Here is a 16,582-nt window from a genome sequence, read left to right on the forward strand (position 1 = left end):
GATATGGATAATTTTGCAGAGTACATGGTAAAAAAGCGACCGGATTCCCGTGACAATGCCAAGCGTGCCGGCATCATTGCACTGGCAGTAGTGCTTTGTGTCGCATCGGTCTTTCTGGTGTTTGTCACACACATTCCGTTTATCCTGCTGATCACCTGTGCAATCATCTACGGAGCATATTTCCTGATCACGGGTACTTCCGTGGAGTATGAATACGCCGTCACCAACGGGGAAATGGACGTGGACAAGATCATTGCACGCCGCAAGCGGGTGCACCTCATCACGGTCAGCACTGCCAAGTTTGATGCTTACGGCGAAATGACAGATGCTGTTCCGGACGATCCTGACCGCACCATTGTCCTGTGTTCCGACAACACCGGTGAGGGCGAATATTACGCCGATTTAGAAACCGAGGAGTATGGTGCGACACGCATCATCTTCACCCCCAATGAAGCGGTGCAGGAAGCGATCAACGCGGCTCTCCCCCGACAGCTGCGTTCCGGAAACGGAGCAGCCAAATGAGTGCGATTTCCCGTTATGTGCTTCTGGTGCTGTTTGTGCTGGTGAATCTGGTGGCATTTGCCCTGATGGGCGTAGACAAGCAGCGTGCCCGCACCCACCAGTGGCGAGTGCCGGAAAAGACATTGTTTCTGGCGGCACTGCTGTTCGGCGGTACCGGCGGCACGATCGGCATGTTCTTCTTTCACCACAAGACCAAGCACTGGTATTTCCGCATTTTCTTTCCCCTGCTGGCAATCGTTCAGCTGGGCATCTTTGGTTATCTGATGCAAATGTTAGATTAGGAGGTTTTCTCTATGGCAAACAAATTTTTCCGTAAACTGAACGGGCTTCTGACTGCGGCAGCCCTGTGCGTATCTTGTCTGCCTTTCGGCGGCATGCTCTCTGCCAGTGCGGCAGACGTGCAGGAAACGATCCCGGGGCTGACACAATCTCCGGAACAGCTGATACAGGAAGCTGACCGCGGCGATTTTCTGACGCTGGGCTATGCTGTGATGCTGGAATGCAGCTACGGCGGTGTGGGATTTGCTTCCACGCTCTCCGAAAAAAACAGTGTCCTTCTGGACGTTGACCATTCCGGTGCCATCGACAGTGCAGACATTTTCCTGCTGATGTACTGGTGTGCTTACTTCGGTGCCTATGGCAAACATACTGACGAAGCACTGGCCTTTTTGCAGGAGTGGGACGCTGCGAACGGCAACGGCAATACGGAAGCCACACAGCCGACCACAGTTCCGGTGGCAACTGCAACCACAACGCTGACCGAAACCACCACGGCCATTCTCAGCACGTTCCCGCCGGTACCGGAAACCGCTACGGACAGTTCCACATCTTCTGCATCTGCTGAAAGCAAGACCACGCCGGCAGAGTCCATGGCGGTAACTTCGCTTCCTGCTTCCAGCACTACCACCAAAGCTACTACGAAAGCAACTACAACGCTCCTCGCTACCACTGCTGCTCCGGCAACTACCACAGTGACCACTACACAGACGGCAACCGGAGCATGGGCACAGAAGGATTCTTACCGCGGCATTGACGTTTCCAAGTATCAGGGCAACGTTGACTGGAATGCGGTAAAGGCGGCAGGCAATGACTTCGCCATTATCCGTGCAGGCTACGGCAAATACGCCAGCCAGAAGGACCCTTACTTTGAACAGAACATGCGGAATGCCAAGGCGGCAGGCGTTGCCTGCGGTGCATACTGGTACAGCTACGCTGTCACTCCGGCAGAGGCAAAGCAGGAGGCAGAAGTATTTGCCAGCATTGTGCAGGGATACCAGTTCGAATATCCGCTGGTACTGGACATTGAAGATTCTACCCAGACCAAGCTTTCCAAGGAGCAGGTATCTGCGATCATTCAGGCATTCTGTGACACCATGGAATCCAAGGGATACTACATCAGCCTGTACAGCTACGCAAGTTTCCTGAACAGCTACGTCTATCAGTCAGTTCTGGAGGACTACGACATCTGGGTCGCACACTTCGGTGTCAGCCGCCCGTCTTACTCCAAGACCAGCTACGGCATGTGGCAGTATTCCAGCACTGGTTCTGTCAGCGGCATCAGCGGCAATGTGGATCTGGACTACAGCTATAAATGCTATCCGAACCTGATGACCAAGTATCATCTGAACGGATTTTAAGCGTACATAACAGACAAAAGGAGCAGCACCATGCAGCGTGCTGCTCTTTTTGTTTTTCGGAGATTTCAGTAACGCTGTCTTTGTCTTTCCGAGAAAAGTCAAACGGGCACTCTGGTATTTTTCCAGAGTGCCCGTTTTTGTGATGTTTGATTTTCAAGTCGCCTTAGGGCAACACCGCACAAAGCTTGTGCGTAAGGTGCGTTGTCAGATTTTTCGGCAGATTGCATAGAAATTCCGCAGGCATACGGCCGGTCGCAATTTATCTTAGTGCGCCACTCCTTTGTTCTCGGGCAGAATCCTGCCTCGAACGCAGTCGTATTGCAAGGGATTTCTGGGCAATATGACGGAAAATCTGCACGCAGATTGCGTGCAAAGCCGTCAGGCGGGCTTTGTGCGGTGTTGCCTTAGAATTCGCCCAGACACTGTCCGAACAGCAGGCAGCGGATTCCGTCGTCTGCACCGGAGTTACAGGTTTGCAGGGCAATCATCTTGTCCCCGTATGCAGGCGGGTCGTCGTCCGGTGCGTACCAGATCAACGCCGTACTGCGAATCTCCTCAATGTACTTCTGGAATTCCTCCTGATTCAGAGTGATGCGGTTCCAGTAGTCGAATGCTGCACCGTCCTCACCGTTCAGCACGGAAGATGCCACGATGCGGTACAGATACCGCTTGTCCAGTGTTGCCACCTCGAAATAAATGTGCTGTCTGCCCCATTCTTCTTCCTTGAAACTCTTGACCGAGTGGAACATGGAGCCATTTCCCATGTTATGCCCATAGAGCAGGGTGTTTTCCGTTTCGCCGATCTTGCCGCGGAAGTCCTCGAAGATACTGCCGGCAGAGCTGTGATTGCCCTCCCAGTCACGGTCGATATAATATGCATTGTCGTCCTTCTGTACAATGGGGTAATCAATGGGTGTATCATTGACATAGACCCAGCCCACAACGTCCGGATTTTTCTCATGATGCTGCTTGACCTTTTCCATATCGATGTGCATGGTGTAATCATATGTGATCGTCGTGGTCGTGGTGACTGTCGTCGTTGTCGTTGTCGTCGTTGTCGTCAGAATCGGAATCGCGTCCGGTGCAGAAACCTTGTCCGCACGGCTGACCACGATAATGCAGATGATGATCATCGCCAGCAAAGCAATTCCCAGTCCGATCAGGAATTTTTCCAGTTGTTTTACTCGTTTGGTTGCCAATTTGATACCCCCGTTATCAGAAAAAAATACCGCATATTCAGCGTTCCTGTTCTAGTATACTGTTTTTTTACAGATTTGTCAAGACAATATTTCCGATAAAACAACACTGCACAAGCTTTATTCAGTGTTTCCTAAGGCAATACCGCACAAAGAGCGTCTGGCGACTTTGCACGCCATCTGCTTGCAAATTTCCCTTCAGAGCCTGTTTCGTATCTTCCCGCACGCATCTGTCGCACAATCTTTGTGCGGTATTGCCCTAAAAAAAAATTCGGTGCCACGGCAGATTAGTGACACCGATTCCGGATTTCATTTTTTCAATAAGCTCTTATATTCACTGGATCGTGAAAACATAATACTTTTCTTCCCCTGCATACTGTACTGCTACCTGCTGTACAGGATCCACGCCGACAATAGAGTAGATCAACACGGTATACGTATCTTCCACATCATTGCCCCGCGTCACGCCGTATCCCAAATACTGATCCAGAGAACTGCTGGACACTTCCATATAATCTGTATCGTAGGGATTTCCCTCCCACGTCAGCTTATAATACAGATAGATGTTCTGCCGGATCGGCACAGTTTCCACAGATGACGCTGTGGTTGCCGGCGGTTCGGTGACCGTTTCCGGTGCCGCAGTGGTTTCCGCTTTCGGAACAGTCGTTGCTGCGGCAGTGGTCTGCACCGGTTTGGTATGCGGAGCCGCAGTCGTCACGACCGGCTGGGTTTCCTGCTGCTGCGGCTTCTGCGGCACGGTGATTTCCGGAGAAACGATTTCATCTTCCGCCGGAACAGTACTGCTTTCCGCGGCAGCACTGGCATTTCCCGCAGAGTGCACTGTCACGCCGGTTTCTGCGGCAGTGGTTTCTGTCTGCGGTCTTGTTTCTGTTTCGTCCGGCTGCTCCGTGTCTGCCGGCAGTTCAGAAGCCTGTGTCGTCACTGTGGGAGAAACAATATCCAGTTGACCGGTGCCGCCCTGCGGCATTCTCCCGTGCACTGCCGCCGCCACCACAACGACACAGAGCAGTGCTGCGGTACAGGCTCCGGCACTGGTCTGCCACCGGAGATACCACGGCTTCGGCTTTGCCGGCGGTGTTTCAGCAACAGAGGCACGCCGCATGATCTCCAGATACATGCGATCTTTCGCATCTTCATCGGGCTGGATCTGCTCCATCACTTGATGCAGACGGCGTTCCAGCTTTTCATCTTCCTGCTTCTGCATACGGCTCACCTCCTAAAGCTTTCAACAGTATCTTCTTGCCGCGGTGCAGCATCGAACGAACTGTGGATTCTTTTTTTCCCAGCATTCCGGCAATTTCTGCTCCGGAATACCCTTCATAATAAAATAAATACACTACGGTCTTGTATTGATCCGGTAATCCCATTACTGCCGACATCACAGCAGAAACCTCATCCGGCGATGCCGTTGTTCCAAGAGTTGCCTCCCAGTCTTCGACTTCTTCCCGCTTGGTCCGTGACCAGTGATGCATCGCATTTTTACAAAGATTCGACGCAGTCACCAACAGCCATGCTCTGGCATGGTCATCATCTGACCAAAGCTGCGGTTGCTGCATCGCCCGCAAAAAAACGTCCTGCGTCACATCTTCCGCATCCATCTGATTTTTCATCCGTATGTAGCACATACGATATACCGTATCGACATGCCGTGCATAAAACTTCGCAAACGCGGCTTCGTCCTGCGGCACGGGAATACCCCCTATCGTCTACATTTCGGCATATAATACACTGGCATGCTGTTGCACATGCATTCGACAGGCACACACCTGCCACACAACGCATTCCATTTCCATCATACCGCATATTTTTAGACGTAATATGTATATAAAGCAAATAATGAGGGAATATAGCAAATGTCCCTCGTTTTTGCCGATACGCATCTGACAGCATTCCCGCAGGAACACTGCCAAACAGAGGAAATGAGAAACGAGAGCCACGCTCTCTCGATCGCGTTCGCATTTTGATGTGAACGCCTCTTGTGGGAAGCACTGATGAAATTCACCTGTCATCCTTTCCGCGGCAAGTTTCTTTCATCAGTGTTTCCACTGCACATCGACCGACAGCAGACACACGCCCGATCCCGCCAGCTTTCCCTTGCTGTCCCTTCGCGGCATCAGATCCACAGGCGGAGAAGTACTCCTGCTCCGCTGCCTGTCCATGTATTATGGAAACACTGAATAAAGCCCGCCTGACGGCTTTGTACGCAATCTGCTTGCAGATTTTCCGTCATATTGCCCAGAAATCCCTTGCCATACGGCAGTATGCCTGCGGAATTTCTATGCAATCTGCCGAAAAATCTGACTACGCATCTTACGCACAAGCTTTATGCAGTGTTTCCATTATGATTTCACATTTCCGTTCCTTTCGGACGATTTCTGATCGCCCATTTCTGCGGGGTTCTTCACCCCACAAAAAATCCCTTCACTATATACACAATCGAGCACCCCGAAATGTTGCACTTTCCAGAAAAAATTTTTGAGGTTTGTATATATGTACAATTTTGCGATCATCAAATTGTAAAAGATGCACAAATTCTGTTTTCCGGCAGAGATTTGCAAAAAAAGATTCCATTTTGCATCGATTTATGTTATAATAAGAAGAAGCACCGAAAAAATCGACGGCATGACAGGCAACTGTGCGAAACCTGTGCATAAGAGGCGTTGTCAGATTTTCCGGTGCGGTGAAACACAGATAAAGGTGGGCTTTCATGAACAAATACAAAAAACTCGTTTCGAATACGCTGATATTTGCGATCGGCTCATTCGGTTCCAAGATTCTGCTCCTGCTGCTGACGCGGCTTTATACGGGAAACATCAACCCCGGCGACAACAGCACGAAGGAGCTGCTGGAACAGACCGCAAACTTTCTGATTCCGATCATTACTTTTTCCATTGCCGATGCAGTCATTCGCTACGGCATTGACAAAAACTTCGACAACCGCAAGGTCTTTACTTCCGCCTGTGTGACAGAGCTGTTCGGCATCGGCATTCTGCTGCTGCTTTCGCCGGCACTCACCCTGCTGCCCTATACAGAGGGCTATGTGGTGCTGCTGGTGATCTACTGTATCACTTCCGGATTCCGACAGATCGCCTCCCAGTTTGTGCGGGCACGAGGGTTGGTGCGATTGTTTGCCATAGACGGCATACTCGCCACGCTGACCCTGTTCCTGTTCAATGTGACCTTTATTGCGGGATTCCATCTAGGTGTAACAGGCTTCCTGATCTCCGTGATCTTGTCCGACCTGCTGTCGGGGCTGTTCCTGTGGGCGGTCGCCGGACTGCACCGGTACTTCCGGCTGCGGTACATGGACAAGAAGATCTTACGCATGATGCTGCGGTTTTCCATTCCGCTGATCCCGTCCGCCCTGCTGTGGCTGGTGACCGGCTTTTCCGACCGGCTGTTTATCCGGTACATGTCCGGTCCGGCAGGACTGGTGGGCGAAACTGCCGCCGGTATCTACGGTGTTTCCACCAAGATCCCGAACCTGATCTCCACCATTTCCACGATTTTCTTTCAGGCGTGGAACATGTCCGCCATTGAGGAAAACGACTCCAAGGACAGAAGCCGGTTCTATCACCGTGTATTCGATACCTACCAGTCGTTCATGTTTATCGCCAGTGCCGGACTGATCGTATTTGTCCGGATCCTGTCCAACATTCTGATCGATTCCAACACCTATCCGGAATACGCCACCGCATTCCTCTATACGCCGGTACTGATCGTAGGCGTGCTGATGATGTGCTTCAACCAGTTCCTGAGCAGCGTTTACTCTGCGACCCAGCACACCACACACTCGTTCTGGACCAGTCTGGTGGCCGCAATCGTGAACATCGTGCTGAACATTATCCTCATTCACATCTGGGGCATCATGGGTGCGGCAATTGCCACATTCGCCAGCTACTTTGTCTGCTACTGTATCCGGATCGTGGACGCACGGAAGTATGTTCCGTTTCCGGTCAACCACGCCAAATTCGCCGCCAACACCGCCGCCCTGTTCCTGCTGGGCATTGTCGTGGTGGAGGCTCCGCCTATGTGGATTTTGATTCTGGCTGTGGGATTTGTCTTTATGGTGCTGTACAACTTCAACGCTGTCACCCAGACACTGGGACAGCTTCGCCGCAGAAAATAACCTCATTTTATATGTGAAAGGACTGATTTTTATGGCAACCCCTCATAACGCAGCCGCCAAAGGCGACATTGCCAAAACCGTACTCATGCCCGGCGACCCGCTGCGAGCGAAATTCATCGCAGAACATTTTCTGGAAAATGCGGTATGCTACAATACCGTCCGCGGCATGTACGGCTACACCGGCACCTATCACGGCGTACCGGTTTCCGTACAGGGCAGCGGCATGGGCATGCCCTCGATCGGCATCTATTCCTATGAGTTGTTCCACGAGTATGACGTAGACCGGATTCTCCGCATCGGCACTGCCGGCGGCGTTGCCGACCACATTCACCTCCGTGATGTGGTACTGGGACAGGCTGCCTGTACGGACTCCAACTATGCAGCACAGTATCACCTCGCCGGCACATACGCCCCTATCGCCTCCTTCGCCCTGCTGGAACAAGCCTACCAGACTGCCGGCAGGCTGGGGATTCCGGTGCATGTGGGCAACCTGCTCTCCACCGATGTGTTTTACAACGAGCCAAGCCCTTTGCCGCAGTGGGCGAAAATGGGCGTGCTCGCCACGGAAATGGAGTCGGCTGCACTGTACATGAATGCTGCTGCCGCCGGAAAGGAAGCCCTGTGCATCGTAACTGTTTCGGACTGTCCGCTGCGGGGCGAATCCACCACCGCAGAAGAACGACAGACTTCTTTCACCGATATGATGCGAATCGCACTGGAAACTGCCTGTGCATAACACCAAAAAACAACAGCCCGAGAATACTGGGCAATACCGTGCAAAGTCGCCAGACGCTCTTTGTGCGGTATTGCCACTGTTATTCTCGGGCTGTATTTGTATATCATGTAAAGAAAGGAACATCTTATGCAAACACAGTTGATCTACCATTCCCCTCTGGGAAATATCCGCCTTACTGCCGAGGACAATGCTCTGACAGAAGCGGCTTTTGATGTGCCGGCAACACTGCCGCAGTCACCTACACCGTTTTTGGAAAGCGTGTGCCGCTGTCTGGACACCTACTTCAATGGCAAGGCTCCGGAAACTACGCCCCTGCTCCGTCCGGCTGGAACGCCGTTTCAGCTGCGGATCTGGCGGCTGGCACAGCAGATTCCCTTTGGCTGCACTGCCACATACGGCATGCTGGCACAGGAAGCTGCACGGGAAATGGGCATTCCCAAGATGTCCGCACAGGCGGTAGGCGGTGCCATGAAACGAAACCCCATTGCCATTTTCATTCCCTGTCATCGGGTGGTCGGTGCCAACGGCAAGCTGGGCGGCTATTTCGGCAATGACCGCCGGAAGATCGACCTGCTGACACTGGAGGGACAGGATATGCGGGGATTCCGGTTTTAGGCAATACCGCACAATCTTTGTGCGGTATTGCCTTTAATCTTCCCAGTCGTCGTCCTCGTCATCATACTCCGGCTCATCGCCGTAATCTTCGTATTCGAAATCGTCGTAGTCGTCGATCATGTAGTAATTTTTCAGCAGTTCAATGGCATCATAATCCCGACACTCTGCCGCTCTTTTGAGCCAGACCCTTGCCATTTCGTCGTCTTGCTCTACACCGGTGCCGTTCATGTAGCAATAGCCCAGCATGCCCATGGCACCGCCGTGATTCTGATACCGTGCTGCCATTCGAAACCATGCGACAGCTTCCTCATCTTCTTCGCTGTCATCGCCCTCATAGAGAAACATACCCATTAAATACTGTGCTTCCGGACAGTCCATCTGGGCCGCTTTATACACCAGACGCTTGGCAGTTTCCACATCGTCCTCCTCGTCCAGATAGTACATGCCCACGGAACAAATGGCATCGGGATAATTCTGGGCAGCGGAACGCTCATACCAGTCCATTGCCTTCTCCATATCCGCTTTTACACCGATACCGTCCTGATAGCAGATCCCCAGTGCATACTGTGCCTCTGCATAGCCCTGCATGGCAGACAGCCGCAGCCAGTACAGCATTTTCGGCACATTCTTTTTCACGCCTAAACCGAAACGATAGCTGTTGGCAAGCTGGAATTGTCCTTCTGCATCGCCCTGTTCCGCAGCATTCTGAAACAATTCCACTGCTTTTTCCATGTCCTCCTTGAAGCAGACCTTTCCCTGCTCCAGCACGTTGTATCCATCCTGATAGCAAACGCCCAGCTTCACCTGAGAACCAATATCGCCCAGTTCTGCGGCACGTTCCAGCCAACGGACTGCTTCGGCATCGTTTTCTCCGCTATCCTCATTCCGGAACAGAAGCGTGCCCAATGCGTACTGTGCCCCGACATAGTCCTGTTCAGCAGCTTTTCGAAGCCAGTGCAGTGCCAGTTCTTCATTCGGCGAAACGCCCTTTCCAAAATGATAACAGGTTCCCAGCATGTACTGGGCAATGGAAATGTTCGCTTCGGCGGCTTTCTGATACCACGGGACTGCCTGTTCTTCGGACTGCTCCGTTCCCAGCCCGTTGAAATAACAGTCTGCCAGATTAAACATAGCAGATTCGTCACCAGCTTCTGATGCCTTCTGAAAATACTGAAATGCCTTTTCCTGATCTTGCTCTACGCCGTTCCCGTCCATATAGCAGCGTCCCACCATATTGACCGCAGCGGGGTTGCCAAGCTCCGCTGACTTCTGAAACCACTGAAAAGCTTCTTCCGCATCTTTGGGCACCACGTTGCCTTCCAGATAGCATTCCCCTAACCGCATCGTGGAATACATACAGCCCTGTTCTGCTGCCTGCCGCAGCCACGCAATGGCTTTTGCGGTATCCGTTTCAGAACACCGCTTGTCCAGTATCAAAGATGCCGCCAAATATTGAGCACCTTCACTCCCCGATTCCGCAGCACGGGCATACCACGTATAAGCTTCTTCAATATTTGTTTCTGTTCCAATGCCGTAATAATAACAATGCCCTAATTCAAAAAACGCCTGTATCCGCAGATGATCTTCAAGGTTGCCTTCCAGAGCAGAAGATTGCAGCAACAAAAAGCCGCGGTGCCTGCGTTCTTCCTCATGGCAGTCCTCTTTCGGAGTTTCCACAAGATATACACCCAATATCGCAGCCGCATTATCATCGTGCTGTTCTATGGCACGTTCCATCCACGGAATCCCCTGTTCTGTTTCTTCTACGGCATCAAAATCATAGAAATAATGAATCCCCATTGTCGTCAGTGCCTCGCCGTACTCCTGTTCCGCAGACTTTGTGAGCCAATACAGGAATTGTTCCTCATCTTTTTCCACACCAACTCCATGCAGAAAACACATTGCGGTCTGATACTGTGCAGATGCATCGCCTTCTTCTGCGTGCTTCTGAAACCACGTATATGCTTCTTTCTGTTCTGCCGGATTGTCATCGTCCAGCTGTTTCAGCCGATATTCATAATTTTTCGGGTTCATCACATCTGCCGAACTGGTCTTTCGCAGCCAGTCAAATCTTCTCTTTTTCATCACCGTTCCCCTTTCTGAGAGCCTGTGCGTAGTTGCCCATATTTCTCCGTAATCGTGATACTTATTATAATGCAAAATAACAAGTGTGTCAAGTGACATAAGGCAATACCGCATAAAGCCCGCCTGACGATGAATCCTATACACAAGCTTTAATCCGTGTTTCCCTAAGGCAATACCGCACAAAGAGCGTCTGGCGACTTTGCACGCCATCTGCTTGCAAATTTCCCTTCAGAGCCTGTTTCGTATCTTCCCGCACGCATCTGTCGCACAATCTTTGTGCGGTATTGCCCTAAAAATCTATATGTTAATTTTTTGTAACTAGTTGAGAATACATCTTGACAAGGAATTATTCTTATGCTATAATAAAGACAAGCTGAGGGGGACAAAAAGATCTCCTGGCAAATGATATTTTATGGAGGTAGTTACTCATGAAAAAGTTTGTATGTTCTGTTTGCGGTTATGTATACGAAGGCGAATCTGCTCCGGCAGCATGTCCTCTCTGCGGTGCACCGGCAGACAAGTTCGTGGAGCAGAAGGAAGAAAATCTGGCATGGGCTGATCAGCACGTTGTCGGCGTGGCACAGGGCGTAGACGAAGAAATCGTGCAGGGTCTGCGGGAAAACTTCAACGGCGAATGCTCTGAAGTCGGCATGTATCTGGCAATGGCTCGCGTCGCTTTCCGTGAGGGCTATCCGGAAATCGGTCTGTACTGGGAAAAGGCTGCTTATGAAGAAGCAGAACACGCTGCAAAGTTTGCAGAACTGCTGGGCGAAGTGGTTACCGATTCCACCAAGAAGAATCTGGAAATGCGTGTCGCTGCGGAAAACGGTGCATGTGCCGGCAAGAAGGCTCTGGCAGCAAAGGCAAAGCAGCTGAATCTGGACGCGATCCACGACACTGTACACGAAATGGCAAAGGACGAGGCAAGACACGGCTGTGCATTTGCCGGCTTCCTGAAGCGTTACTTCAACGACTAATTGCGAAAGAATATTTCCTTTCATAACTGAAAATAACCCCGCACAAAAAAGCCGAAAGGCAAATTTTGTGCGGGGTTGTTTTGTTTTATATGGTGTTGCGGAATCCTTTTCCGATAATTTCACTACTGTTGGTAATCATCATGAACGCCTGGGGCTGTACCTTTTTGATATAGTTTCGCAGCTGCACAGCCTGGCTTCGTTTCATGACGGTCAGTACAATATATTCCTCCTGTCCGCTGTATGTTCCCTCTGCGGTAAACAGCGTCGCACTTCGCCCCAGTTCTGTGTGGATAAAGTCACAGATCGGCGTGGGGTCTTTGCAGACAATGGTGAAGTATTTGCACAGGTTGATATTTTCAATGGCGGTATCAATGACAATGGTTTTCGTAAACAAGCCGCACAGGGAAAACAGACCGGTGGTAATATCGAACACAAAGCAGGCTGAAACGGCAATCAGCAGGTCCACCGCCAGCAAAGCGGTCCCGATATTCATAGAGGTATACTTTTTCAGGATCATGGCGACAATGTCCGTGCCGCCGCTGGAAGCACCCATGTTAAACATGATTGCGGAGCTGATGCCCGGAATGGCAATGGCAAAAATCAGTTCCAGAACCGGCTGGTCAGTCAGCGGTCCGGACATGGGAAACAGCTTTTCCGCCGCAGACAGTGCCACGGACATCAGAACGCTGATATACACCGTCTTTACGCCAAAGCCTTTCCCCAGAAACAGAAATCCCAGCACCAGCAGTGCCATATTGATGATAAAATTGTACGTTCCCGCAGACAGCGGTGAAACAGCACTCAGCACCACTGCCAGACCGGTAACACCGCCAAAGGAAAAGTTGTTTGGGAATTTGAAAAGATAGGTTCCTGCGGACATCACCAGTGTTGCCAGCGTCAGAATGGCATATTCCTTGCACACCGATGCCGCCGTTCTCTCAAATCGCCTGGTTTTTTTCTGCATTTGCATCGCCTCCTTGCAAAAACGCGTTCGCCGCATTGTTTACGTACAGTATATCATATTTTCAAAAAATTCGCAAGCCTTTTTACAATTATTTTCACAGTTTGCATCAAAAAAGACGACCGCCCGCATGTCACGGGCAGCCGTCTTTGATTGGTTGTGCAATTTTATGTAATGCGAAATCGTTACGCCTTGGATTCTTCCTTTTCATCATTATCGTCAGAAGCAGAATCAGCCTCTACCGAAACGGTTTCCTTTGCCGGTTCTTCTACAGCAACAGGAACCAGCTTGTCCCGACGGTACGATACCATGAAGGCACGCACGACTGCAAATACCAGATATGCTACAAGCAGAAGTGCTTCTACGATAAGCATCGGACGAATCATGTTGGAAATCGCGTTGGATACAGAACTGGAAACGCTGCCGCTTGCCGGCACCAGAATGTTGTACGCATTGGTGTACGATGCAGTTTCAAAGTAATCGTCTGCGGTTTCGTTGACATCATTGATCAGCTGATTCATCTTGTCGCAAACGTTCTTCATGTCTGTTTCTACTTTTTCTTCTTCCTTTTTGCTTCCCAGCGGGGTGTTCTGCAACTTGTCCAGACGTGTCTGATAATCGCTGATCTGCTGCTGCAAAGAAGAAACACTGCTCTGTGCATCAGTCCGCTGTGTGATCAGATCGTCATATGCAGTAGACGGCTGTGTCAGAACGGTTCCGGTATTGTCAGCAGAACCGCCTGCCATAACTACCATGGAATCCTTTTTGTAGTTGTTGATAGAATCGGTGATCGTGCTCAGCCGTTCCTTGGCACTGTTCAGGCTGCGGTTCAGGCTGTCAATACGATACTGATAATATGTTGCCAGGGAATCCTTGTCCTTGGTAACGTTCTTGCCCATGATGTAAGAATACAGGCTGGAATAGTCCACGCTCTGCAAAGTTGCTGTTGCTTCACTCAGGTCAGAGAAGGTATAGCCGGTCTTTGTAGAACGGAAGCGGGTGTTGTCGTTGGAGGACAGAGAAGAAATATACTTCTTCAGAGAATCCAGACTGCTGGACAGTACATCCAGTGCCTGCGGGTAATCATAACCGGTATAATCTACAGCAGTCAAAGCATCACCGAATGCCTGATTATATCCGTAAGTCTGCATAAAATAGATCTTGTAGTTGTTCAGCATGGTGTTCAGGAAATCCGCTGCCTGAGAGCGGGACATACCGGAATCACCATAGGAGAACTGTACCTCAAACTGTGTCGGGAAATAGGAAACGTCCATGATTTTCTGTGCTGCTTCAATGGAGTTCGTGTTGGAAAAAACGCTTTCATAAGCAGTCAGTTTGTCGATGGCATCTTCCGGAACCACACCGGAAACGGTGATATTATTCCGGATCGCATCTGTTTTTTTGACATCCATGTTCAGATCCGAAAGCGTTTCTTCAATGATCGCCGGCGACTTCAGGGAGTTCGCATTAAACTCATTTCCGTTCGGGTCCAGGCCGTTTTCAATGCCGTCAAAAGTGAATCCCACCATTGCAGTCAGCGGGCTTGCCTTGCTGCTGGACACTACCATAGAACCGCCGAATACCAATCCTGCAAAAATGACAGCAACCAGCACCCACGGCAAAAAATACTTTTTCAGCTGCCGGAAGATCTCAACTACCGGAATCGTAATAGTGTCGTCTTCCTGTGTGTTCATGCTTCCCAGCTGTGCCGCAATTTCTTCCAATTCCGGCGTTCTTTCTCTGCTTTTTTTACTCATTCTGTAATACTCCTAATGTAATTGGATTGGAATTGTTTCTGCCCGTATCATTGCACGACCGCAGCCAATTCCGAGAAAATGATCTGCAACCGCATACCTTCGGAAATACATCGGTATGCTCTTTTTATTATAACACATTTTAAAAGGGCTGTAAACCGGATATTTTTTCAAAAAAGTTCCTGCAAATCCTTGAAAAAACAGCAAATTTCACAAGAAATGATACAAAGGCAGTCGTTTTAAGGAAACACGGTTTTGACAGAAACGGAATTTCTGTGGTATAATATCGGCAAAAGGAGGCCTTGTCACCATGCCATATCTGATCTATGTGCTGCACTGCACAGGAGATACCCTGTACACCGGCATCACCCCAGACCTGCGGCGGCGAATGCGGCAGCACTGCGGGCAGCTTGCCGGCGGTGCCAAATACACCAGGAGTCATCCGCCGGAGGAACTGCTGCAAGTGTGGAGCACAGAAACCCGCACTGCTGCTGCACGATTTGAATACGCTTTCAAGCAGCTGCCCCGCAGCCAGAAGCTGCTGCTTCTGGAATCACCGGAGCAGTGGCAGACCGTTCTGCCGGAACTGGCAGAGGAAACCTACCTGCCCGCAGAGCATCTGCCTCTGCAAAGCTATCTGTCCCGATCATGAACGGAACGATTTTTTCCGCTGATATTGCAGTTCTTCCGGCAGGAAACCACTTCTCGCCAATGCATAAGTCACCCAGACCACTGCCGGCGGCAGCAGGTTCCACACTGCCAGAAATACTGTCTTTCCCCACGACAGGGACGAAGCTGTCACGTCTGCACTGCACAGATTGCACAGCTGCAAAAACGGAGCATTCAACAGCTTGTACCACCGGTACCACGTATCCGGCAGCACACCGGCTCTCGCCAGCAGCAGAGAGATGCCCAGCAGCAAAAACGGCAGCAGCACCGAGCCGCTGTAAAACAGCTGGACGGCAATCGTATTTTTCCGCTTTTTGTGCTGGTCTTCGCGGGAGCGGCTCAGGGCATAGTTGACACAGACACAGATCAGTACCGCAATGGTACAGATACAGCTGATGAGCCGAAACAGACCGCCGCCCACTGCCGAAAGCGTTACTGCCAGAAACAGGCACAGGATCTCTGCAAACAAATCGCTGCCCAGAGCCTTTGCAAAATTTTTGAATTCCATATTCCACCTCCCATGGAAATGATTGATACGGCATATCTCTCCCGTCAGCGGGGATACTAGACACAGGGACAGAACCGTTGCTGACAGCGTTTCTGTCCATTCCCCGAAAAGGAGGTTCGACCGATGACTTCACAGGAACAACACGTACTGGACGAATTCTACAAGAATGCCGTTATGGGAGCCGATGCCACCAGCACCATTCTCCCCAAGGCAGACCACCCCAACCTGCGGCAGGAGCTCTGCAAACAGCTGGAATTCTACCAGTCCCGCAAAGAGGAGATCCGCAGCCAGATGCAGCAGGCTCATGTGCAGCCAGTCCAGCAAAGCGACATGGCAAAGTTCTGGGCAAATGCCAATATTCAGCTGCACTGTCTGGGCGGGGCTTCTGCCAATGAGATCGCCAAGCTGATGCTCAAAGGCACCAACACCGGCGTGGTACAGCTGACGGAAGTGCTCCACAACAGTCCGGACATTTCCGACCAGCTGAAACGACAGGGAAAAGCATTCGTCCGCCACGAGGAGGCGTACATGGAACGCCTCAAAGCCTACTTGTAATGACGAGGTGACACCATGAATCCGGAACAGGAAAAAGCCAGACAGAGTGCCGAGGCAGAGATGAAGATCTATACGCCTCACCAGGTGCTACAGGAAAAACGGGACAATATCGCTTTCGATAATGCCCCGGTTCGCATCTATGAACGGCCCTATCACCCCAACCAGCCTACCGCACCGTTGGGATAACTCCAGAGCCAGGGGTGCAGCTTCGCACTGC

The 16,582-nt window shown here is 50.9% G+C and carries 17 protein-coding genes; 10 read left to right on the top strand and 7 right to left on the bottom strand.

Translation table 11 applies throughout. The features are described 5' to 3' along the window. The first annotated feature begins 3 nt into the window (after positions 1–3). From DXB92_RS00820 to DXB92_RS00830, 3 genes are read left to right on the top strand one after another with little or no spacing between them, the layout of a single operon-like run. Positions 4–522 carry a DUF6106 family protein gene (locus DXB92_RS00820; protein WP_021683632.1) on the top strand — a complete coding sequence of 173 codons (519 nt, stop codon included), beginning with the start codon at positions 4–6 and terminating at the stop codon, positions 520–522. Continuing rightward, a complete protein-coding gene (locus DXB92_RS00825) occupies positions 519–803 on the top strand; it encodes a DUF1294 domain-containing protein (protein ID WP_117731807.1) in 285 nt (94 codons plus the stop codon). Before DXB92_RS00820 ends, DXB92_RS00825 begins: the two co-directional genes overlap by 4 nt. A 12-nt stretch (positions 804–815) precedes the next feature. Beyond that, the gene (locus DXB92_RS00830; RefSeq protein ID WP_117731809.1) at positions 816–2,159 is read left to right on the top strand and encodes a glycoside hydrolase family 25 protein; all 1,344 of its coding nucleotides are present in this window, start codon (positions 816–818) and stop codon (positions 2,157–2,159) included. A 404-nt stretch (positions 2,160–2,563) separates the two neighbouring features. On the opposite strand, the gene DXB92_RS00835 is transcribed toward DXB92_RS00830, so the two are convergent. The 3 genes from DXB92_RS00835 to DXB92_RS00845 form a co-directional block, all read right to left on the bottom strand. After that, the gene (locus DXB92_RS00835) at positions 2,564–3,358 is read right to left on the bottom strand and encodes a class B sortase (RefSeq protein ID WP_021683637.1); all 795 of its coding nucleotides are present in this window, start codon (positions 3,356–3,358) and stop codon (positions 2,564–2,566) included. A gap of 331 nt (positions 3,359–3,689) precedes the next feature. Then, positions 3,690–4,580: a hypothetical protein gene (locus tag DXB92_RS00840; protein ID WP_117731811.1), complete on the bottom strand. Its 891-nt coding sequence runs from the start codon at positions 4,578–4,580 to the stop codon at positions 3,690–3,692. Then, the gene (locus DXB92_RS00845) at positions 4,561–5,064 is read right to left on the bottom strand and encodes an RNA polymerase sigma factor (protein ID WP_117731813.1); all 504 of its coding nucleotides are present in this window, start codon (positions 5,062–5,064) and stop codon (positions 4,561–4,563) included. The genes DXB92_RS00840 and DXB92_RS00845 overlap by 20 nt, the downstream gene beginning before the upstream one ends. Positions 5,065–6,083: 1,019 nt before the next feature. Here DXB92_RS00845 and DXB92_RS00855 point away from each other — a divergent pair. The 3 genes from DXB92_RS00855 (at position 6,084) to DXB92_RS00865 (ending at position 8,856) form a co-directional block, all read left to right on the top strand. Then, positions 6,084–7,505, top strand: a complete 1,422-nt coding sequence (locus DXB92_RS00855; RefSeq protein ID WP_117731816.1) for a polysaccharide biosynthesis C-terminal domain-containing protein — start codon at positions 6,084–6,086, stop codon at positions 7,503–7,505. Between the two features lie 31 nt (positions 7,506–7,536). After that, positions 7,537–8,241: a purine-nucleoside phosphorylase gene (deoD, locus tag DXB92_RS00860; protein WP_021683648.1), complete on the top strand. Its 705-nt coding sequence runs from the start codon at positions 7,537–7,539 to the stop codon at positions 8,239–8,241. A gap of 126 nt (positions 8,242–8,367) precedes the next feature. Beyond that, positions 8,368–8,856, top strand: a complete 489-nt coding sequence (locus DXB92_RS00865; protein WP_021683650.1) for a methylated-DNA--[protein]-cysteine S-methyltransferase — start codon at positions 8,368–8,370, stop codon at positions 8,854–8,856. 33 nt (positions 8,857–8,889) lie between these two features. Here DXB92_RS00865 and DXB92_RS00870 read toward each other — a convergent pair whose 3' ends face one another. Continuing rightward, the gene (locus DXB92_RS00870) at positions 8,890–10,941 is read right to left on the bottom strand and encodes an SEL1-like repeat protein (protein WP_181976834.1); all 2,052 of its coding nucleotides are present in this window, start codon (positions 10,939–10,941) and stop codon (positions 8,890–8,892) included. 428 nt (positions 10,942–11,369) lie between these two features. Between DXB92_RS00870 and DXB92_RS00875 the strand changes: the two genes are divergently transcribed. After that, positions 11,370–11,918 carry an NADH peroxidase gene (locus tag DXB92_RS00875; protein ID WP_021683652.1) on the top strand — a complete coding sequence of 183 codons (549 nt, stop codon included), beginning with the start codon at positions 11,370–11,372 and terminating at the stop codon, positions 11,916–11,918. 85 nt (positions 11,919–12,003) lie between these two features. Here the strand turns inward: DXB92_RS00875 and DXB92_RS00880 are convergent, their stop codons facing one another. Together DXB92_RS00880 and DXB92_RS00885 are read right to left on the bottom strand one after the other, a co-directional pair. Further along, entirely contained in the window at positions 12,004–12,882 is an 879-nt protein-coding gene (locus tag DXB92_RS00880; RefSeq protein WP_117731820.1) for a YitT family protein, read from the bottom strand. A 182-nt stretch (positions 12,883–13,064) separates the two neighbouring features. Further along, positions 13,065–14,636, bottom strand: coding sequence for a lipopolysaccharide biosynthesis protein (locus DXB92_RS00885; RefSeq protein WP_117731822.1), 1,572 nt, complete (start codon positions 14,634–14,636; stop codon positions 13,065–13,067). 307 nt (positions 14,637–14,943) lie between these two features. On the opposite strand from DXB92_RS00885, the gene DXB92_RS00890 reads away from it, so the two are divergent. After that, positions 14,944–15,285 (top strand): GIY-YIG nuclease family protein, encoded by a 342-nt coding sequence (locus DXB92_RS00890; RefSeq protein ID WP_021681470.1) that lies wholly within the window; start codon positions 14,944–14,946, stop codon positions 15,283–15,285. Here DXB92_RS00890 and DXB92_RS00895 read toward each other — a convergent pair. Further along, complete coding sequence (locus tag DXB92_RS00895; RefSeq protein ID WP_117731824.1) at positions 15,280–15,810, bottom strand: hypothetical protein; 531 nt, start codon at positions 15,808–15,810, stop codon at positions 15,280–15,282. The genes DXB92_RS00890 and DXB92_RS00895 overlap by 6 nt on opposite strands. Positions 15,811–15,933: 123 nt before the next feature. On the opposite strand from DXB92_RS00895, the gene DXB92_RS00900 reads away from it, so the two are divergent. After that, the gene (locus DXB92_RS00900; RefSeq protein WP_117731826.1) at positions 15,934–16,365 is read left to right on the top strand and encodes a hypothetical protein; all 432 of its coding nucleotides are present in this window, start codon (positions 15,934–15,936) and stop codon (positions 16,363–16,365) included. A gap of 15 nt (positions 16,366–16,380) precedes the next feature. Continuing rightward, on the top strand, positions 16,381–16,551 hold the full coding sequence (locus DXB92_RS13405) for a hypothetical protein (protein ID WP_021681473.1): 171 nt from the start codon (positions 16,381–16,383) through the stop codon (positions 16,549–16,551). Positions 16,552–16,582 lie beyond the last annotated feature (31 nt).

The organism is Ruminococcus sp. OM06-36AC (assembly GCF_003438725.1).
GTDB classification, from domain to species: domain Bacteria; phylum Bacillota; class Clostridia; order Oscillospirales; family Ruminococcaceae; genus Ruminococcus_C; species Ruminococcus_C callidus.